The following is a 20,992-nucleotide window of genomic DNA, read 5'->3' on the forward strand; positions in this document are numbered from 1 at the left end:
ATAGGTAGATTTTATTGACCTATAACACCCACCACAGTAATACGCTTATGATCTGGCACTTCTTGATATGAAAGCACTGACATATTCACCATACCATAACGCATAAAACGCGCCAACATAGGGCGTATAGGCGCAGACACAATTAAGATAGGAGTATTTCCCATTGCTTCTTGCTGCTCCGCCGACTGCCGCAACGAAGCCTGTAATTGTTCGGCCATTTGAGGCTCTAAAATCAGTGCCTCTTCATTTTTAATACCTGACTGCTGACTTTGCTGAACCGTCTGCATAAGCATTTTTTCCAACTGAGGCTCTAGCGTTAAAACAGGAATCTCTTCCACTCCATCCGCCAATGTCTGAATAATCAAACGAGATAAAGACGTCCGCACCGCCGCCGTTAATATCATAGGATCTTGAGTTTTCGGTTGCACCCCCATAATAGACTCAGCAATAGTTCGCATATCTCTTAACGGAACACCTTCTATTAATAAGTTTTGTAATACTTTTAGAAGAACACTCAACGGTATCGTATTTGGCACCAACTCTTCAGCCAATTTAGGATTATATTGCTTCAACAAACTCAGCAACTGCTGAACCTCATCGTGACCAATTAATTCATAGGCATGTTTATGCATAATCTGGTTAATATGAGTTGCAACCACCGTACTTACATCGACAACAGTATAACCATAAGTTTGCGCTTGATCCCTTTTCTTAGGATCAATCCAGACAGCATCCAAACCAAACGATGGGTCTTTACCCGCAATACCATCAATCGAGCCAAACACCTGACCAGGGTCAATTGCTAAATCTTTATCTGGATGAACTTCCGCCTCAGCCAAACTCACTCCCATAAGGGTTACTCGATAGGCATTAGGCATTAAATCCAAGTTATCTCGAATGTGCACACTTGGCACCAAAAAGCCCAAATCCTGCGATAGCTTTCGGCGCACGCCTTTGATTCTTGCTAACAACTCGCCACCCTGTGTCTTATCGACCAAAGGTATCAAACGATAACCTACTTCTAAGCCAAGCATATCAACTGGAGCAACGTCATCCCAACTCAGATCTTTTACCTCTGCTGGCGCAGGGCTATCTGCAGATGCTTTACCTGCGTTTTTAGGACCTTGTTTAGGCTTTTGCTTCTTACGGTATTCAAGGAAATAAGCAAGACCCCCCAAACAAGCTGCCAAGGATAAGAAAGAAAAATGCGGCATGCCTGGGACAATCCCCATAATAGTCATCACACCAGCAGCAACATATAAAGCCTTTGATGAGCCAAACATCTGACGAACTATCTGCCCACCCATGTCACCCGACTCATTAACACGGGTAACCATGATTGCCGCAGCAGTAGACAGCATCAAAGAAGGGAGCTGAGCAACCAAACCGTCACCAATAGTCAGTAATGAATAACGCTCAATTGCTTCCGAGAACGAAAGATCATGCTGCGCCATACCAATGGATAAACCACCAATTATATTGATACCAAGAATAAGCAAACCTGCGACGGCATCCCCTTTTACGAATTTTGAGGCACCATCCATAGAACCATAGAACTCAGCTTCGGATGCAATTTCTGTACGACGCTGCTTAGCCTGATCAGCATCGATCATGCCCGCATTTAAATCAGCATCAATAGCCATCTGCTTACCCGGCATCGCATCCAAGGTAAAACGCGCACTTACTTCCGAGATACGACCAGCACCCTTTGTCACTACGGCAAAGTTTATGATCATCAAAATAGCAAACACAACAAAACCAACAACGTAGTTACCACCGATAACCACTTCGCCGAAAGCCTGAATCACCTTACCTGCCGCATCACCACCTTCGTGACCATTCAATAAAACCACACGAGTAGACGCCACGTTCAGCGCCAGCCTCATTAATGTTGACACCAACAAAACGGTGGGAAACACAGCAAAATCTAAAGGCCGCATTGAATAAATAGCAACCAATAAAACAACAATGGCTAAGGCTATATTAAAGGTAAAAAGAACGTCTAATAAAAAAGCGGGGATGGGCAAGATCATCATCGCCAATAGCGACAATAACAAGATAGGAATGCCTAGATTCCCACTAAAAATACTCTGAACCTGTCCAGTAAGCCGCCCGCGGTCAAAATTCACACGACATCCTTATTGGAAGAAAAACTACAAAACATGATTAACTACCGTCCCACTGAAATTCATCAGGCACATCTAAGTTTGGCATCGTTTCTGGTCGCGGTGCTCCCATACGAGCATTACGCAGCTGATATACATAAGCCAATAATTGAGCAACCACTTTAAATAAACCTTGAGGTATCTCATCACCAATCTCAGTATGATGATAAATCGCCCTTGCTAATGCGGGCGATTGTATCACAGGGATATCATAGTGATTGCCGACTTCACGAATTTTCAACGCAATAAAATCACCGCCTTTAGCAAGCAGCACTGGTGCAGCACCACCAGCTTGATCATATTTCAACGCCACAGAGAAATGCGTAGGGTTAGTAATAATAACATCGGCGCTAGGCACATCAGACATCATTCGATTCATTGCCGCTTGACGCTGCATCTGACGAATTCTACCTCGCACTAAAGGATCACCCTCTTGCTGTTTGTATTCATCTTTCACTTCTTGCTTAGTCATTTTGAGTTTTTCTTTATGAGACCAAACCTGAAAAGGTACATCAATCGCAGCAATAAGCGCTAAAGCAAGCGTAACAAAGACGAAGGACCAAATAACAATATCAATACCGTGAGCAATAGCCAGCTCTATCGACTGAAAGGTTAACCCAAGCGTTTCAGGTAAAAAGTAATTCACCACCAGCACAGAAACAATTCCAACCAATGTCACTTTGGCAATAGACTTAAAAAGCTCCACCAAAGACTGCACCGAGAACATTCGCTTCAAACCTGCTATTGGGCTCATTTTGCTAAGCTTTGGCGTCAGAGGCTCCCATGAAAAGTTCAGCCCTCCCAAAGCAATACTACCGACGATACCGGCAACAGCCAAAACCGCCATCAATAAAACCATAGAGTCCATCATAGCCACAACAGACTCGTATAGATGAAACACCATACGACTTAAATCAAAAACATCCGCTCGCTCAACCAAGAAATTAAAATCGAATAACACAGCGAGATCTCGGACTAATAGAGTGCCCGTTCCATAAATAGTTGCCGCAGCCACTATCAACAAAAGAGCAGAACTTAAATCTTTAGAACGAGGGAGATTACCTTTATTTCGAGCATCCTGAAGCTTCTTACTACTGGCACTCTCCGTCTTTTCGCTACCATCTTCATTCTCAGCCATTTAAACGAATCCCCCACGTATTCTTCATCCAATCAATCATTTCTCCGAAAAACAATAAATAGATGTTTAAGAAATCATCCAACATAATCCAGAAAAAGAACAAAGAAAATAGCATTATGATTGGAAAACCCAGCGCAAAAACGTTCAATTGTGGCGATGCCTTAGCAACCACACCAAAAGACAAGTTAATTACCAATACAGCAACTGCTAAAGGCAATACAATGAGCAATGCCTTTTCAAACATCCACCCACCAAGTAACACTAGCTGCCAATAACGCTGACTATCAAAACCACTACCAATCGGCCAATAATTAAAACTTTCGGCTAAATACTCTATCATAACCAAATGACCATTCGTTCCAAGGAAGGCCAACGCCACCATCGATAAGTAATACTGACCAAGCGTCGCAACCGAAATACCATTAGCTGGGTCATTAGACATAGCAAAACCCAAACCAGCCTTCATCGCCGCTAACTGCCCCGCCAATGAAAATAGCTGAAACAAGATAGTGACAACAAAACCCAGCACAAAACCAATCACCAATTGCTCTGCAATCAACACAATATAAGCAGGAGAAATAGGATCATAATTAGGGACATCAATAACAGGCGTAATAATAATGGCAACAAGAAAGGAAAACGCAATACGTACTCGCGGACTAACTAGACGACTACCAAATAAAGGCAGCGCCATAAAAAAAGCACCGATGCGAAAAAAAGGCAAAAGAAAACTGATCGTCAAGCTCAGCAGCTGATCTGGATGAAGCTCTAACATCAGCCTATTATCATAGGAATATTAATGAATAAATTAGTCGTGAAATCCATTAACTTCATCAAGATCCACGGCCCCAATTGCATGATAACCAAAATAGTAACAATCAACCTTGGCAAGAAAGACAAGGTTTGCTCGTTAATTTGTGTGGCGGCTTGAAACACACTCACAATCAAACCAACGATCAGACTGGGCACCATCACAACGCCAACGATCAAAACAATTAAATAAAAGCCTTGTCCGTATAAATCTAACACTACTTGAGGATTCATAGTTAAATCCCGAAACTCGCCGCCAAAGTACCCATAATCATAGACCAACCATCAACCATGACAAAAAGCATGATTTTAAAAGGTAACGAGATAATGATTGGTGACAACATCATCATACCCATTGCCATCAAAACACTGGCCACCACCATATCGACAATCAAAAATGGAATGAAAATCATAAAACCGATCTGAAAGGCAGTTTTAAGCTCACTGGTGACAAACGCCGGCATTAAAATAGTAAATGGTAGAGTCTCCATTGATTGAATAGTGCCTTCCTTACCGGCCAATTTAACAAAAAGAGCGATATCATCTTCTCGAGTCTGAGCCAACATAAAGTCCCTTACAGGAACAGATGCAGCCTCGACAGCCTGAATAGATGTCATCTCCTCTTTTAAATATGGCTGCAAAGCCACTTCATTCACTCTATCCAGCGTCGGTGTCATGATGAACAAGGTTAAAAACAACGCCATTCCAATCATAATTTGGTTAGAAGGCGTTTGCTGTAAACCGATGGCTTGGCGCAAAATAGCCAATACCACAATAATCCGAGTAAAAGCCGTCATCATCATCAAGGCTGCTGGCAATAGCGTCAGAGCAGTCATGATGAAAAGAATTTGCAATGAAACCGTATAGTCTTGACTGCCATCGGCATTCGTTACGACTTTTACCGCAGGCAACCCTACTTCAGCCCATGAGAAAGCAGGAAACACTAACAACAAAAGCGAAACAAAACGAATCACAAGGTATCCCCATTGCTCTTATTATCAGTAGCGTTTTCCCTATCAACGTCCTTCATCATAGAAGCAAACGACGAAGCTTTAGACGGAAAACTTCGCAGGTGACTAATAGAATGCGCAGTGACACCGATTAGTAAACGCTCCCCTTCCACTTCAACAAGCATCAGCTTCTCTTTTGCCCCTAGAGACTGGACATTCACAATTTTAATATCTGACTGCCCCAACTTCATTTGAGCAAACTGAAAGCGCTTCATTAACCAAAGACAAGCAGGTATAAAAGCAATAACAAAGATTAAAGAAATAACCACCTTCCAAATAGAGGAAGTAGCAGACATTTCTTGCACACCTACAGCATGCAAATAGGGAACGGCCATGCAAAGCATGGCCGTGAAGACATAACGATTAAATAAAGAAAAAATCAATTTAAACTACTTCAGTCGTCTAATACGCTCACTAGGACTCACAACATCCGTTAAACGAATGCCATACTTATCATTAACTACAACCACTTCACCATGAGCGATCAATGTGCCGTTCACAAGCACGTCTAAAGGCTCTCCAGCAAAACGGTCAAGTTCAACTACAGACCCTTGCGTTAACTGCATTAAGTTTCGGATTGCAATTTCCGTGTTCCCCAATTCCATAGAAAGAACTACCGGAATATCCATTATCAAATCGAGATCAGAACCCACGCCACCACTAGGCACAGAAGGATTGGTCAGAGTTTCTAGCTTAACAGGCTCCACTTTCTGCTCAGACATTGCAGCAGCCCATTCATCTTCAATCCCTTCACTATCTTCTGTCCCGCCCGCTTCAGACATTGCAGCCGCCCATTCGTCAGCCAAATCTTCGTCCATACCTGCTGCATCTGGATTTTGTTCTTCTGCCATATTATTTCGTCACCTTCGCTTTGAAACTTTCTTGCATTTGCACTGAATAGCGTTCATTACTGACGCCCAATTTGCCTTTAAAGGTTGGCACACCATTAGCCCGAACTGTTACAAACTCTGGCATCTCTATCGGAATAATATCCCCAGCTTTGAACTTTAATACCTCACCTAGTGAGATTTTACGATTCGCAACGCTGACAGATAACCTAACGTCAATATCTTTCACATCTTGTTCTAGGGATTTCCCCCAGCGATCATCTTTTTCATCCACATCACTTTGAACGCCAGCATCAAGCAATTCACGTACAGGCTCAATCATGGAGTAAGGCAGAGTAATATGCAGCTCACCTCCACCGCCATCCAGCTCGATATGAAAAGTAGAAACAACAACAACTTCGCTAGGACTCACAATATTTGCCATTGCAGGGTTAACTTCAGAACTAATATATTCCAGCTCTAATTTTAATACCGGCGCCCAAGCTTCTGTTAAGTCCTTGAAAACTTGTTCAAGCATCAATTGCACAATACGAATTTCAGTTGGGGTAAATTCTCGCCCCTCAATCTTAGCATGTCGCCCATCGCCGCCAAAAAAGTTATCTACTAGTTTAAACACCAATTTGGCATCAAGTATAAACAACGCAGTGCTTCTTAGCGGGCGGAATTTCACCAAGTTCAAACTGGTAGGCACATAAAGTGTATGAACATATTCACCAAACTTCATTACCTGTAGACCACCAGATGAAACATCTGCTGTACGACGTAACATGTTAAACAAACTAATACGTGTGTAACGCGCAAAACGTTCGTTTATCATTTCCAGCGTAGGCATACGCCCACGCACAATACGTTCTTGACTCGTAATGTCATAGGATGCAACGCCATTAGCATCCCGGTTATCCTCTTCTACAGGCTTTTCATCTGCACCATGTAAGAGGGCATCAATTTCATCCTGAGATAACAGATCTTGAGCTGACATAATTCTATTGCATCACAAAGTTAGTGAATAACACAGCATCAATACCTCCTTGACCAGTTTCCTGCTCAAGAATGCCATTGATTGCGTCAAGCGACGCTTTTTTTAACGCCTCTTTACCATCTGCTGTCTGTAAATCAACAAACGATTGGCTGGAAAACAGCAAAACCAAGCTATTACGAATTAAAGGCATATGAAGCGTAACCGCATTAATTTGCTCTATTTTTTTTGACTTCACTGACATATTAAGCTGCACATAGCGCTGTTTACCATCCACCATAAAATCGACAGTAAAAGCTGGATCTAATGCCAAATACGTAGAAGGTTCATTAGCCAAGGCAGCCTCGGCAGATTCCGCTGAATCACCACTACCATCAGAAGAGCCACTAAAAAACAAGAAGTAAGCCGCTGCACCACCTCCAACCAGAACCAAAACTAGAAGAATAATGATAATAAGCTTTTTCTTACCACCAGACTTTCCCTCTTCTGCACCAATATCCAAACCATCTTCTTCAGCCATATTCACAAACCTTAGGTGTATCAATTTCTTTATAAAGAACGCTTACCACGCTCTTGTGCACTAACAATCCTCTATTCTACAAAGAATCAAACATAGCACCATCAATTTCTCATAAGTTTAAGCATAGTAGTCAACACCGGACGCAGAAACATATGATAAGTTTTTCGCAATCAGTTCTTCATCGACTTCATCACTGCTAGCAACACCACTTTGAGATGAGCCATTATTTCGGTTATTAGCCCTATCTTGCGCGCCAGATGTATCTTGTTGTGAAACATCAACATCTGCTCGACTCAAGTCCATTCCTTGCTGAGCCAACATTTCCCTCAAGCGCCCCATCTGCCCTTCCAATAAGTCCCGTGCATGTGGTGTCGCAGCAACAAAACTTATTTGCGTATTAGAATCACTGTCGACTGACACTTTAACCGTCAAACTACCTAACTCTGGTGGGTCTAAGCGAATGTGTGCGGTGTGACCACCATCACGTGCAATCCAGGCAACCTTCTGACTCATCTCATTTGCCCAACCAGGATGACTTGGTGGCAAACTCATCGCCAAGTTATTGGCTTGTGGATTAGACATAGAAGCATTAAGAGCTACAGCGCCAACTCCAGCACGGCTCGAATTATTATGAAGCGAACTATTTAAGCCTCCTGGTGAAGCATCATCATTCTGCTTACCATCTATCTGCGCAGACATTCGACCAAGCATAGTTTCCTGTTCTTTTTTGCGTAACTCAACGGGCTCATTGACCAACAAACCATCCATATCTAAAAGAGAATCCGAAGAGTCCAAACTAGTCTCATCTGATGCTGCCGCAATACCACCCTCACTAACTAGAGGGCTAGGTGATGATCCTGTACGATTTTCTTTATTCATCACACTCGAAGCAATAGCACCAGCGACGACAGATGCCGCCGCTTTAGTCGTATCAAGCCCAGCATCACCAATTGGAGTAACTGAGGCCTTTTTCTCACCGCCCCCCATCTGAGATAAGACCCAAGATAACTCCCCCTTATCATCAATAATAGCCGGCTCTACAGTATCTTCAGAAACCGTCGTTTTACTTAACGTCGGATTGGTATTTTGCGCCTCAGTAGCTACGGTTCGTCTTATAGCATCTAAACCGACAACACCAACCCCAGAGCTAAGGCCTGAAGCAATTGCATCTTTAGACGCTTCTTCTGCCACAATCGGAGCTGCTGAAACTTGGCCTGTAACAATTACATCTTTAGACGCCTCTTCAGTCACAGTCGGAGCTACTGAAACTAGCCCCACACCACCAACAACCGCATTATCAACTAGTGGATTTTGCTCTATCCTTTCTTGTGGCCCCCCATCAAAATCAGATATTAATGGAGAATTAATTTCCGCAGATTGCAAACCAGACGGAGCCGCCGTTACAGGAAGTTCTAAATCTTCTGTGGAAACTGCTACAAGTAAGCCATCAGCAGGAGAAACTTCGCCATCTTGCTGCAAGGCCTTGCCGCTATCTTGAGATACAGCCTGTGCGGTAACAGCTACCACAGCAGAAGAGTCAGCCGAAGATGTAGAAACTTTATCCTTACTATTAGTAGACGCCGCGTTTTTATCAAGCACTTTAGTCGTTGCGGACGAAGAATTAGCAGATGAGGAGACCGAAGAGCTAGGAGCGGCTACTTTATCGGTAGCAGGTGCTTTTTTAGGAGCGAGGGTTTCTTTTGCTCTATTAAAATCATTCGCAAAAGTTGTTCCGTTATTAGTAGAAGCCTTAGTCAAGGCAGACTTTTTAGGTGGAACACCTGAAGGTAAAGACAATACCGTATTTGAATCTGTGCGCATAATTTCCTCCAACGATAGAGAAGTCTATGCAATAGCAAGGCCAACAACTATGTAGCCCTATCATCCTGCCCAACCTTCCAGTGATAATGTGCCGTTACAGCACTTCCACCTTTAGAAAATTCTAGCTTTGAACAAAGCTGATCCAACAGAGCCAAGCCTCGGTTGTAGAGTAACTCAGTATTGGATATATCATAATTGACACCCTGAAAATCAAACCCTGAGCCACTGTCCTCCACATACAGAATGAGCGCTCGGTTGTTGTTATCAGACGTTACTTTAACTGAAATTTTGACATAACCTTCTTGCAAATTAGCAAGGTTACGCTCGCGCTCTTCATAGTAAAGAGAGAAGCCTTCACTGGAACTTTTTTTATCAGAACTTAATTTCAAGACACCATGCTCAAGAGCATTTGAATAAAGTTCAGAAAGAATCATAAATATTTGACTAGAGAAGCTACTTAGCCCCGGAACAGTCGTCAATATTTGCAAAACATAAGGCAAAGGATCTGTATTACGTAGCGAATCAGCATTTAATACATACTCAAACGAAAAATCAGCAGGCGCCTCATCATGCCCTATTGATACTTTATGCTCTGCTGAATCAATTCCTATATTGGTATCCAGACGAACACTTAGACATGAAATATCATCATGCGGATTCTCCAAGACCCCTTCTCGCTCTAATTGTTGAACAAGCCAATCAACTGAATGATCGGCATCAATTTTTCCTTGATAGAGCGGGTTCAGCACAGAATGACAAAACATCTGTCCGGATAAATCCAACGCTTCATAAACACCATCAGAAAACGCCATCAACCTATCACCAGGAACAAAAGACATAGGATCAATTTGACATTCAAACGCATCAGGAGAAAGAACTCCCAAAGGTAAATTTTTAGACGTAAGCTTGACTGGTTTGTTAGCATTTTGAGGTAAAAATAATAAATCAGGCAATCCGCCATTCCAAACTTCAATGCTTTTATTATTCACTTTTATATCAATGAACGCTGCACTACAAAACATATTCGATGGCAATATTCCTTTTAGACGCGCATTAATCTCAGGAATAATTTGACGCATCAAAAAGCCTTTTCTCGTCCAATCAAAGAAAATATCAGCAAGCGGTAACGCACCAATTGCAGCTGAAAGGCCATGACCTGTGAAATCACCTAACAATATATGCATACCGCCGTTCGGCTTGTAAGCGGCTAAAATCACATCACCATTAAAAACATGAGTTCCATAATGAATGGTAGAAAGCGCAGGATCTTTCAAACAATTTGAGTTGGTTATATTTTCATAAACAACTTTCGCAACTTCTTGCTCGTTGAGCAATTGCTCATTATACAAACTCATCGCATCACGCTGCTCTTCAAGCGTTTTTTGCATTACCAAAAGCCTGACTATAGCATTTAGCTTCGCAGTAATAAGTGCAGGGCTGTATGGTTTTGAAATAAAGTCAATGCCTCCAATCCGCAAGCAGTTTGACAAAGCAATAGGATCAGTTACACCAGAAAGAAAAATAATGGGAACAAAAACATCACCCGCAATACGCTGAATTTCGAGCGCAGCTTCCCAGCCATCTTTGTGAGGCATTTTAATATCTAAACACACCAGCTGAATTGTATGGGGATCAAACTTATCAATAGCATCTTGCCCATCAACAGCTGAAATAACGTTGTGGCCAAATTGACTTAAAATCGCTTTCAATAAAATACGATCCGAAGGGTTGTCATCCGCAATCAATATGGTTAAAACTTGTTCCATACAAAACTACTCAGTAATATCAAAAAGCCGATGAAAATTAGCAATCTTAAGAATATCAATAACGGCATCATTCACATGAACCAAACGAATCTGCGCTTTTTCTTCACCTGCATGATCTCTAAGCAACAACAACATGCCAAGAGCTGAACTATCAAGATAAGACACATCCGCTAAATTGACTTCATAAGACTTTACCTTGCTAACCGCAGTAAAAGCTTCTTTAAATGCCTTATGACAACTGTAATCAAAACGCCCTTTCACATGGATCGTTAGACATTCTGTTTTTTTATCAAAAAAGCTCTCAACCACAGCCTACTCCTCAAATATGAGCGGTAGGCTTTAAGTCTCGTCCCACTCATTACTAGATTTTTTTATAAATACATCATCACTTTTATTTTCCGAAATATTTACTGACGTTTTAGACATCAAACCATGAATCCGCTCTATCATTTCATTAACAGATTCTCTTGCTCTATCCAAACGCGCCACACCAACACTTCGATCTGACTCAAGTAATGAAAGAGTAGAAGCCGCCATAGACTTCATACCTTCAATCTGATCCTGAACCTTACTAATATCGTGCTCGATATCGATGGCAAAACGACGACGAACCTTCTCACTTTCACCTTCGGTTGCCGCAAGACTTGCCAACACTCCAGCCCTAACTTCGTTGAGATAACGATCAACATCTCCCAACAAAAATACATCAGATGATAAATCTTTCTCAACCAAAGCTAAGCGCTGCAAAACCAATTCATAGCCCAATATAAACGAATCTCGAACCTGCTCAGAGAGCAAAGCCATGTCATTTAATTCCACTTGAAATCCTTCAAACGGGGCTTCATTGACAACAACTAGATCACTTACTGATTGCTCATTGTGATCCGTTTTTTCGTCAATTAGGGATGCTATTTGTTGTAGTTTCGTAATCTTTTCAAGGGAATGTGTTTGCATAGAGGACGAGCTTAATGCATCAAAAAGCATAACAACTTTTCTTCGCATCACTTCCAATGATTTAGCAAAGCCTGCGTAAGGAGAATCCTGTCTTGATAGTCTAATAGGGGTATTCCAGACATCTTGCTCCAACAACACCAAACTGTGATGCAAAATATCAAATTCGACCATATCCATTTTAGTGCGTATAGAAATAAACCGCTGCAAACCACTTAAATCCTCATCTGACTCCGAGATAAAATGCTGAACACTCAACCAGTAAACCCCATCAGACAAATTCAGTTTTAGATCTTGATCAGAAAACAGAATAGAGTCAGCAATACGTTCACCAATTGGGTCATCTAACCCCGAATCTATACCAAATAAAGATTCAAACAATGGCATATTCCTAAACCAAAGCCGCTCAGCTCCGGCACTAAGCCACGCAATGTCGCCTTGATGATTTGTAACAAAAAAGGAGTCATCTACTTGTGATAATGCCTTCTCAATCAAGCTAAGGTTTTCGCGTTGTTGATCAATATCAAAATCTCGTGATGCTAGTTCATTATCAATCAAATGACTTAAGTCGGTGAACTCATCAATCACCTTACGGGGAGGCAGCTGAGGTGCATGACCGTGCTTACGATGATCTAAAACATGGTGCAAACTCAAAAAACCAGAGCGTAATTGACGACCGAATTGAGTAGCCAACAGAATCACAATAGAAGCTAAAATTAAAAAAATTGCGACTGGCCCCCAAATCAACCTATCGACAAAGATTTGACGCTCATAGTCCAAACTAACGCTAATCTGCAAAAGCTCACCATCCAGCCTCTCTAGACGCTCAAAAGATGAATAAGCAGCATACCTTTCCGAATCTGTTAAGGGCGTGGTATCCAACTCTTTTAATGAAAGTGAGTCTAGTAAGGTCAAAGAATCGGAAACATCGGACCCAGCAGTTAATTCAAAATCACTAAGCTGACTATTCAGCAAACGATATTCATTCACTAACATCTGGTGCAGATGACTAGAAGAAGGTGCTTTTGCAGTATTATCATTGCTATAAATCAAACGATCGCCAACCAACAACCATTGTAACCAGTGCTCTTCTGCACTATGAACTAACCCCAAAAGCTCGCTTAACTTTTCTTGTTGAGCATTTTGTTTTTCCAAATTAATGCTCATCAACATATACATACCAGCGAACGCTAGTAGCAATACAAATAGCAAGGCAACAACACCTTTTTGTAGGCCACTTATCAGCTCTTTTCTTGGAGCACCAAACGGTGAATGCAGTGTATTCATAGTCAATAATCACTTTCAAGCTAATGATGAAGATGGCAAAAGCCAGCGACAAAGGATAAATAATTTTTCTTATTAATAACAAAACAACCATCTTGCAAAGAAACAAAACGACTTACTTTATCTTCGCAACCATCAACAATGCCATTAGAAGACAAAGAAAATTCACGAATACAGTTACTATCCGTTAATGTGGCGGACCATTCAAAAGAAGAGAAAGGTAAGACAACTGACTCAGACATCCACTCAAGAATGACTGAAAAGGCCATCTTTTCGACCGAAAAGCCAGCCACTTCAGAAAACGCCATACATGACATTACCTTATCAAAGCTTCGTCCGTCATGAATAAAAAATGATGCCAAACAAAGTTCATCATTCTCAAAATAAGCCACTGAAGAAGGTGCTTTATAAGGCAATAACGCCAATATCAAATCCGCCTCAACCCAAAACATCCTGCCATAGGCCTTTCCAAAATAATAACCATTCTTAGGAATATATGTTGATTTATTTTTCTCTGACCAGGCATAAGACAGAGGCAACACTTTTTTACTCAATAACCATGGCTCTAATAACGGAGTACCTGTCTGACTTAACCAAATATTTTTCACCCAAGAACGAGGTGCTGACATCTTAGAACAAACAGCCTCTACCTCTCGAAGAAAGGAGTAAGGTAATGCAAAATAAAATTCACCTTGCTTAACAATTAACACCTGAGTGATAGCATCTGGCAACTGACAAAAAGCCGTACAAGAAGAAAACATCAAAGGCATATTTAAAAGCACTTCAGCCCTAACGCCCTCTTCCGACCTGAACCAAAAAGACTCTCCGTCTAAAAAGAAATCACCTTCATTTACATCATAACGACCAAAACATTCTTGCTGATCAAAAGCAAATCGTCCGAAGGAAGTATCTATCTCATACAAAAAGTAAGATAAATAATCATGCCCTAAAGATTTCACATAGGAGTACTGAAGATCAACTTGCTCTAAAATTCGACTAGCAATATAAACACATCCACCATGACGCATTGGGAAATACGCGAAATGTTCGTTCTGTTCGAAAGTCGTTACATTATTTACACTAGGAACTAGACGCCCAGCTTGATCCACATGATTAAGGCTCAATGAAAAAAGAGAGCTAAACACCTGATAAAATAGCGCTTTGAACCTATCTTCAAATAACGCCAAAAGACGGTAACGGGTATCACGAGGCATGGTGATATTTTGAAACAGTGGCAAAAAACTCAATTCGCATAAGTCTCGTAATGGTTCTTTTTCATTAATAGACAGTACTTGCCATTGAAGTGAAGGAAATCTCCTTTTAAGCCAAGCTAATGGCTGCACACTTATCAATAAAAAACGACCGCTTAAGCGGGAACCTTTCACTGAATCAAGCTGAAACGACACTCGTCCAGCACTTGAAAACGCCTCTAAATAAGCATCTACACTCATCACATTAAATTGAGTAGGATCTAATCGTGCCTCGTAATTCCGATATATTAACGAAACATCTTTTTCATCCGCGATAGACATTACCAAAGCCCAGCAAGAACGATCAGTAGACAAAAGACCATCTAACTGTTGTGAGCGATCAGCTGAAAACTGACCAGCCATAGCCACCTGCAAAAGCGCATCGGTAGCAGATAAAAACGCGGAGTGGTAGTGACTAAAATAAGGCGAGCCAGATATTAACAGCTCATCAACCGCAGCTAAGAAAGAACTAAGACGCTGATTATAGAGAGCATGAACTATGCTTGATTGAGAGATTTCTTGTAAAGACAGTAGAGCAGACTGAAGTTTTTCTAAACCGCGCCGAGGGTGATAGACATAATCATGCAAAGCTATTTCTATGTTAGAAATAGGCATAGACAAATCAATTAGTCCATTATCCAATTGCGCCATATTTAATCCTAACAATAAGCTAAGCTGCTGTACAAAATAGCACTTAAAGCGCTATCGCATATTGTCCAAAAAACGGCGCATGGCAAACTCATCGCTTTGACGCTGCTCCTGCTTTGCTTCAACAACCAATTCCGCTTTGTGATTTTTTTCTTTTAGCCAATCCATACTTTTGGTTTTAGAACGAGCTTGCAACCATCGACGCATACTCATATCCGCTTGCTGTTCGGATCGACCTACCGCCGCTTCTTGCTGCACAATCGCTTGCTGAACACGGTTCACAAAGTGCTGATAATTCGTTGTCAGATAAGCACTTAGCCCAAGTAAATTACGCTCTGACTCATATTGATCAGCATACTCACGCAGCTCATCCAACTTTTGCTTATCATACTGTACTTTCGCTTTATCACGAGCCAACTGCTGCGCAGCCGAATCTTCTTTGCGTTTAGCAAGATCAACTAATATCTGCATTCGATGTGTTTTTTTCATGCATGACCCATTCAGAAACTCGCTAAATAGTAGACTTTTTTACCTACAATCGTCTACTGCCCCTTAGTCATTGCTGTAACAAGGGCCTGTAAACTCTGGTCAATCGTAAAACTTTCAGTAAGAGACTGCTGTAGAAAATTTCGAATTTCAGGCATTTGAATGATCGCCTGATCCAAGTCAGGATCACTGCCTCTTGCATAAGCGCCAACCGAAATAAGATCTTGATTCTGCTGAAATTTAGAATACAACTGCTTCACTCGCATCGCACCATATAAGTGATCTTCACTGACAATGTGCGGCATAGCTCGAGAGATTGAAGCTTCAATATCAATAGCAGGATAATGACCTTCTTCCGCCAAACGACGGGACAATACAATATGCCCATCAAGAATCGCTCGAGACGCATCTGCAATAGGATCTTGCTGATCATCCCCTTCCGTCAACACGGTATAAAAAGCCGTAACAGAACCGCTACCTTCGCAACCATTACCAGCACGTTCTACCAATTGAGGAAGCTTAGAAAACACTGAAGGTGGATAGCCTTTTGTTGCAGGCGGCTCACCAACAGAAAGAGCTATTTCTCGCTGCGCTTGCGCATATCGCGTCAAAGAATCCATTAGCAACAATACGTTTTTACCCTGATCCCGATAATACTCAGCAATTCGAGTTGCCAGCATAGCAGCACGCAATCGCATTAATGCAGAATCATCGGCAGGAGACGCGACAACAACCGAACGAGAAAGCCCTTCCTCACCCAATATTTGATCAATAAACTCTTTTACTTCTCGTCCACGCTCACCGATCAAACCAACAACTGTAATGTCCGCTTCGGTAAACTTCGTCATCATGCCAAGCAACATACTCTTACCAACACCACTACCGGCAAAAAGCCCCAAACGCTGACCTTTACCAACCGTTAGCAAACTATTAATGGCTTTTATACCAACATCCAAAGGCTCGCTGATAGGCTTTCGCTGTAATGGATTAATCACATTACCATGTAGAGTTACCGAGTCTTTAGTCTTGATCGGCCCCTTACCATCTAAGGGTTTACCTAACCCATTTACTACTCGACCAAGCAACTCATCACCAACCGGCATTTTACTATCACCAAGTAACGGACGTACTCTCGCTCCAGGAGAAATCCCCTCAATGGCCTCCGTTGGCATGAGATAAGTTAAATCGCCGGTAAACCCCACCACTTCAGATTCAACCCAGCGATCCTTACGAACTTGCACCGAGCAACGGTCACCAAGAGCGACAACACAACCCACTGCCTCCATAGTCAAACCAACCATACGAGTAACCTTACCCTCAATTTGAGGTGGTAAGGAAACAGAAGAGACATGATTGAGCTTATTTAAACGTTCTTCGAGGGTGGACACGAGTGTTAGTCCTGCTCTGTTAGGGAAAGATGACGAAGCTCATCACATACAGCTTCTAATCGCTGCTCAACTCGCCCATCGATATGGAAGGATTTAGAATCAATAACGAAACCGCCATTAATAAGTGAGTCATCGGTTTCTAGCTGAATGGTTAAACGATCTTTGATTCCAAGCTCATCCAAAATAGTGACGTCTGCAGGATGAAGGCGTAATCGGACTCGCCCTTCGTATTCACCTATTTCATCAAACACTCTAGTAAGTTGCTCTCTTAAAACTTGGTGACCGTCTTCAGTCATTTTAGAAAGACAGACGTTCTCAATAATTCTTGCCATCGATTGATACAAGATATTTTCGGCAGCGGCACGACTTTCTTCTAGAGGCAATGTTAATTCTTTCACAACATTCGCCAAGAGTGCTTCAAGCGCCTCCAACTTGATCTGAGCCTCCGCTCTTGCCTGAGCCAATCCTTCATCAATACCTATTGACCGCCCCTCTTCATGGCCTTTTTCGAAGCCATCCACTTCACCTTTGGCGAAGCCATCAGAATGACCCTTTTTATGTCCTTCTTCTTCGCCCTGAATAAAACCTTCATCGTAGGCGGCAGAACGAATTTCCTCTAACTGAGAAGCTGTCAAAGGCTCGTAAATTAAAGAGTCTTCATCCACTTCTTCAGTAGTAAAAGATGTATTTTTCTGAATAAGAAGCGCAGGACCAGAATTAGTATTCGACTTATTATTCTCAAGATGAGGAAGTTCCCAGCGCTCATAAGCAGTCAGCTTACGCTCACCTTTATCCTGTTTTTGATCAGACATATTCTAACTAAACCATCTGCTCACCGCCGCCACCAAGAACAATTTCTCCGTTATCAGCAAGGCGTCTGGCAACAGCCAATATTTCTTTTTGAGCAACTTCAACTTCACTTACCCGCACAGGACCTTTTGCTTCTAGATCATCTCTCAGCATATCCGCGGCACGAGACGACATATTCTTGAAGACTTTATCTTGCATATCTGGATCCGCACCTTTCAATGCAAGGATTAAGGTCTCAGATTCCACTTCACGAAGAATGATCTGAATACCACGGTCATCAACATCTAATAAGTTGTCAAAAACAAACATCAAATCTTGAATAGTATTTGCCAAGTCCTCATCAACATCTCGAATAGACTCCATCAACTCAGATTCTACTGAACTATCAATAAAGTTCATGATGTTAGCAGCGGTACGGATACCACCTATGGTCGTTGACTGCGTTGAGTTATTGCCAGAGAACTGACGCTCAAGAATGTTATTCAATTCCTGTAAGGCCGCAGGCTGAACCGTTTCTAATGCCGCCACACGTAACACGATATCCAAACGCACTCGCTCATCAAAGTTTGCCAAGATGTCAGCCGCTTGATCAGGGTCTAAGTACGAAATAACAATGGCTTGAATTTGCGGGTGTTCATAACGAATAACGTCAGCAACGGCACGTGATTCCATCCATTTAAGCGTATCAAGGCCCGTTGTATTTCCGCCAAGCAGAATTCGATCAATCAAACTGCCAGCTTTTTCTTCACCAAGCGCCTCTCTGAGCATGTTACGAATATAGCCATCGGCACCAAGTCCTAAACCGGTTTGATCACCAACTAATACTAAGAAATCATCCAGTACTTTTTCAACTTGATGGCGCTGAATATTAGAAAGTTGAGCCATAGTCTGACCGATTCGCTGAACCTCTTTCGGCCCCATATGCTTAAGTATTTGCGCAGCATCAGATTCACCAAGTGACATCAAAAGCACTGCTGCTTTTTGAACCGAACTTAATTCTGCACCTTGGCCTGTATCACTCATTTGCTTTCCATTACCCATTGTTTAACGACTTGAGCAACACGCTCCGGTTCTTCTGCTATCAAACCGCGAATTGCATTTAATTGGCGATCAATTTTTTCAGGAGAGCCAGGCACCAATATATCTTCTGCACTAACAAGAGATACTTGATCGTCTGAAATCTCATCCGTTTCATCAGAGAATATAGCAGCCTCAGTGTCTTCAGTAACTGCAATTTTATTCTGTTCACTGAGGGTTTTCAAAATTGGACGAACAACCACCAGCAATAAGATCAGAACAAATATACCAACCAATGTCGGTTGTATTAACCCAAGGAACCATGCTTGTTGGTAAAATGGCAACTCAATAGCAGGCTCTTCAGGATCAGGTAAAGCAAAAGGCGAATTAATCACGCTTACACTATCACCACGCGATGGATCATACCCTACCGCATCGCGGACCAATAAGGTTAAGCGCCCCAGCTCATCATCATTCCAAGGCGTTCTAACAATGGCTGAGGTATCTGGATTCAAACTCATTAAATCATCAACAACAACCGCAACAGACAAGCGCCTCACCATGCCTTGTTGGCGTTTGGTATAACTAATGCTTCGGTCTAACTCAAAGTTACGTGTTGTTTCTTCGCGAGATTGACCATTTTTAGCTGATGTATTCCCACCTATTGGCGCACCGTTTTCATCTACAGCCTCTGGGATAGTCACTGCACCAGGAGGCTGATTGGTCAGCGCACCAGGAATGCCGCTCGCACTCGTGCCTGCACTTCTATTTTCTCTTAAGGTCTGCTCACTGCGCAAAGCCAATAAATCAGGGTTATATTGCTCATTAGTTTTTTCAACAGCTGTGAAGTCGACATCTGCTGAAACTTCAGCTTTAAAACGCCCCTGGCCGATAACAGGTCCGAGAATATTATTCACTCGCTGCAGTAACACTTCTTCAACTTTACGAGCGTAATCAAACTGTTTACCAGCAACAGATAATTCAGAATCCGAGTCTTTTTCTGTCAACAATGTACCGCGCTGATCAACAACAGTGACATCCTTATCGCTTAACTGAGAAATACTAGAAGCCACCAAATTCACAATAGCTTCTACCTGACTCTTATCCAAACGCCTTCCTGGATAAAGCTCTAAAAACACAGAAGCAGAAGGCTTTCGAGTATCACGAACAAAAACCGACTCCTTTGGTATTGCCAGATGCACTCTAGCACTTTTAATACTTTGCAGACTGGCAATGGTTCGACTTAACTCACCTTCTAGGCCTCGCCTATAACGCGTTGTTTCTACAAATTGTGACGTACCAAGACCTTGCTCCTGATCCATTATTTCCATACCAACAATATTGTCGGAAACAATGCCGGAGCCAGCTAATTTAAGGCGAGCTTGATGATAAAAATCAGATTCAACAAGCAAAGCGCCTGTATTTTGATCCAACTTAAAAGGAATATTATTTACACTGAGGATTTCTACGATTTGGTCGGCATTGTAATCGGTAATACTACTTAATACTGGCTTATAATCCGGACCATTGCTCCATAATACTGCAGCTAAACCAATTGCTATAGATGCGGCCAAACCGACCATTAATGCAAGCTGACGAATCACCGTCAGCTTATTAAAGCCTGTAACTAACTCTAAATAGAGCTTTTGCTCCGATTGTTCTGCAGGGACATTATCCATTAAAAAGCGCCAAGCGGTTTATTATGCCTAAATCGGCATATTCATGATTTTTTCATACGCGTCTACAAGTTTATTACGCACCTGAGTCATTGCTTCAAATGACACACTCGATTTTTGCAGACCAATCATAACTTGAGGTAAGTCAATCCCCTCGTCACCGCGCTCATAAGATTGGGCCAATTGTGTAGATTCCTTTTGCAAAGCATTCACATTGTCTACTGCATTCTTCAGCATTTCTGCGAAATCTGCACGCTCTACAGTCTGGCCTCCCTCGCTTTCACCGCCCACCTTGGCAACATTAGACACAGGAGTGCTCGGCGCCTGAACCTGCGACCGCATATCCCTCATCTGGGACAACACCTGATTAATGTCTGGTCGACCAGAAATCATGTTATTCACCTAAAAATCACATTTATACGACTTAA

The 20,992-nt window shown here is 42.1% G+C and carries 20 protein-coding genes; all 20 read right to left on the bottom strand.

Going from position 1 to position 20,992, the window contains the following annotated elements; translation table 11 throughout:
- Positions 1-11 precede the first annotated feature (11 nt).
- The 20 genes from flhA to fliE all read right to left on the bottom strand — a co-directional run bounded on the left by flhA (position 12) and on the right by fliE (position 20,957).
- A complete protein-coding gene (flhA, locus tag B6N13_RS11155) occupies positions 12-2,129 on the bottom strand; it encodes a flagellar biosynthesis protein FlhA (protein ID WP_012071100.1) in 2,118 nt (705 codons plus the stop codon).
- 37 nt (positions 2,130-2,166) lie between these two features.
- Positions 2,167-3,303 (bottom strand): flagellar biosynthesis protein FlhB, encoded by a 1,137-nt coding sequence (gene flhB / locus B6N13_RS11160; protein WP_012071101.1) that lies wholly within the window; start codon positions 3,301-3,303, stop codon positions 2,167-2,169.
- Positions 3,296-4,078, bottom strand: coding sequence for a flagellar biosynthetic protein FliR (gene fliR, locus B6N13_RS11165; RefSeq protein WP_012071102.1), 783 nt, complete (start codon positions 4,076-4,078; stop codon positions 3,296-3,298). The genes flhB and fliR overlap by 8 nt, the downstream gene beginning before the upstream one ends.
- The gene (gene fliQ, locus B6N13_RS11170; RefSeq protein ID WP_012071103.1) at positions 4,078-4,347 is read right to left on the bottom strand and encodes a flagellar biosynthesis protein FliQ; all 270 of its coding nucleotides are present in this window, start codon (positions 4,345-4,347) and stop codon (positions 4,078-4,080) included. The genes fliR and fliQ overlap by 1 nt, the downstream gene beginning before the upstream one ends.
- Before the next feature lie 2 nt (positions 4,348-4,349).
- Positions 4,350-5,087 (bottom strand): flagellar type III secretion system pore protein FliP, encoded by a 738-nt coding sequence (gene fliP, locus B6N13_RS11175; protein WP_012071104.1) that lies wholly within the window; start codon positions 5,085-5,087, stop codon positions 4,350-4,352.
- Positions 5,084-5,506: a flagellar biosynthetic protein FliO gene (fliO, locus tag B6N13_RS11180; RefSeq protein WP_248280303.1), complete on the bottom strand. Its 423-nt coding sequence runs from the start codon at positions 5,504-5,506 to the stop codon at positions 5,084-5,086. The genes fliP and fliO overlap by 4 nt, the downstream gene beginning before the upstream one ends.
- A 6-nt stretch (positions 5,507-5,512) precedes the next feature.
- Positions 5,513-5,974 carry a flagellar motor switch protein FliN gene (gene fliN, locus B6N13_RS11185; RefSeq protein WP_012071106.1) on the bottom strand — a complete coding sequence of 154 codons (462 nt, stop codon included), beginning with the start codon at positions 5,972-5,974 and terminating at the stop codon, positions 5,513-5,515.
- A gap of 1 nt (position 5,975) precedes the next feature.
- On the bottom strand, positions 5,976-6,950 hold the full coding sequence (fliM, locus tag B6N13_RS11190; RefSeq protein ID WP_012071107.1) for a flagellar motor switch protein FliM: 975 nt from the start codon (positions 6,948-6,950) through the stop codon (positions 5,976-5,978).
- A 4-nt stretch (positions 6,951-6,954) separates the two neighbouring features.
- On the bottom strand, positions 6,955-7,467 hold the full coding sequence (locus tag B6N13_RS11195; protein ID WP_012071108.1) for a flagellar basal body-associated FliL family protein: 513 nt from the start codon (positions 7,465-7,467) through the stop codon (positions 6,955-6,957).
- 117 nt (positions 7,468-7,584) lie between these two features.
- The gene (locus tag B6N13_RS11200) at positions 7,585-9,288 is read right to left on the bottom strand and encodes a flagellar hook-length control protein FliK (protein WP_169459394.1); all 1,704 of its coding nucleotides are present in this window, start codon (positions 9,286-9,288) and stop codon (positions 7,585-7,587) included.
- 47 nt (positions 9,289-9,335) lie between these two features.
- Positions 9,336-11,054 (bottom strand): fused response regulator/phosphatase, encoded by a 1,719-nt coding sequence (locus B6N13_RS11205; RefSeq protein WP_169459395.1) that lies wholly within the window; start codon positions 11,052-11,054, stop codon positions 9,336-9,338.
- A 6-nt stretch (positions 11,055-11,060) separates the two neighbouring features.
- Positions 11,061-11,363: an STAS domain-containing protein gene (locus B6N13_RS11210; RefSeq protein WP_012071111.1), complete on the bottom strand. Its 303-nt coding sequence runs from the start codon at positions 11,361-11,363 to the stop codon at positions 11,061-11,063.
- A 30-nt stretch (positions 11,364-11,393) separates the two neighbouring features.
- On the bottom strand, positions 11,394-13,292 hold the full coding sequence (locus B6N13_RS11215) for a hypothetical protein (protein WP_169459396.1): 1,899 nt from the start codon (positions 13,290-13,292) through the stop codon (positions 11,394-11,396).
- A gap of 20 nt (positions 13,293-13,312) precedes the next feature.
- Complete coding sequence (locus B6N13_RS11220) at positions 13,313-15,190, bottom strand: hypothetical protein (RefSeq protein ID WP_169459397.1); 1,878 nt, start codon at positions 15,188-15,190, stop codon at positions 13,313-13,315.
- Between the two features lie 51 nt (positions 15,191-15,241).
- Positions 15,242-15,676 (bottom strand): flagellar export protein FliJ, encoded by a 435-nt coding sequence (gene fliJ, locus B6N13_RS11225; RefSeq protein WP_012071114.1) that lies wholly within the window; start codon positions 15,674-15,676, stop codon positions 15,242-15,244.
- Between the two features lie 53 nt (positions 15,677-15,729).
- Positions 15,730-17,061, bottom strand: a complete 1,332-nt coding sequence (gene fliI, locus B6N13_RS11230; RefSeq protein WP_012071115.1) for a flagellar protein export ATPase FliI — start codon at positions 17,059-17,061, stop codon at positions 15,730-15,732.
- Positions 17,062-17,066: 5 nt separating this feature from the next.
- Positions 17,067-17,873, bottom strand: coding sequence for a FliH/SctL family protein (locus B6N13_RS11235; protein ID WP_169459398.1), 807 nt, complete (start codon positions 17,871-17,873; stop codon positions 17,067-17,069).
- Between the two features lie 7 nt (positions 17,874-17,880).
- Complete coding sequence (gene fliG, locus B6N13_RS11240) at positions 17,881-18,894, bottom strand: flagellar motor switch protein FliG (protein WP_012071117.1); 1,014 nt, start codon at positions 18,892-18,894, stop codon at positions 17,881-17,883.
- Complete coding sequence (fliF, locus tag B6N13_RS11245) at positions 18,891-20,567, bottom strand: flagellar basal-body MS-ring/collar protein FliF (RefSeq protein ID WP_012071118.1); 1,677 nt, start codon at positions 20,565-20,567, stop codon at positions 18,891-18,893. Before fliF ends, fliG begins: the two co-directional genes overlap by 4 nt.
- 27 nt (positions 20,568-20,594) lie before the next feature.
- Complete coding sequence (gene fliE, locus B6N13_RS11250; RefSeq protein WP_169459399.1) at positions 20,595-20,957, bottom strand: flagellar hook-basal body complex protein FliE; 363 nt, start codon at positions 20,955-20,957, stop codon at positions 20,595-20,597.
- Between the last annotated feature and the right edge of the window lie 35 nt (positions 20,958-20,992).

This window comes from Marinomonas sp. UCMA 3892, assembly GCF_012726345.1.
GTDB lineage: Bacteria > Pseudomonadota > Gammaproteobacteria > Pseudomonadales > Marinomonadaceae > Marinomonas.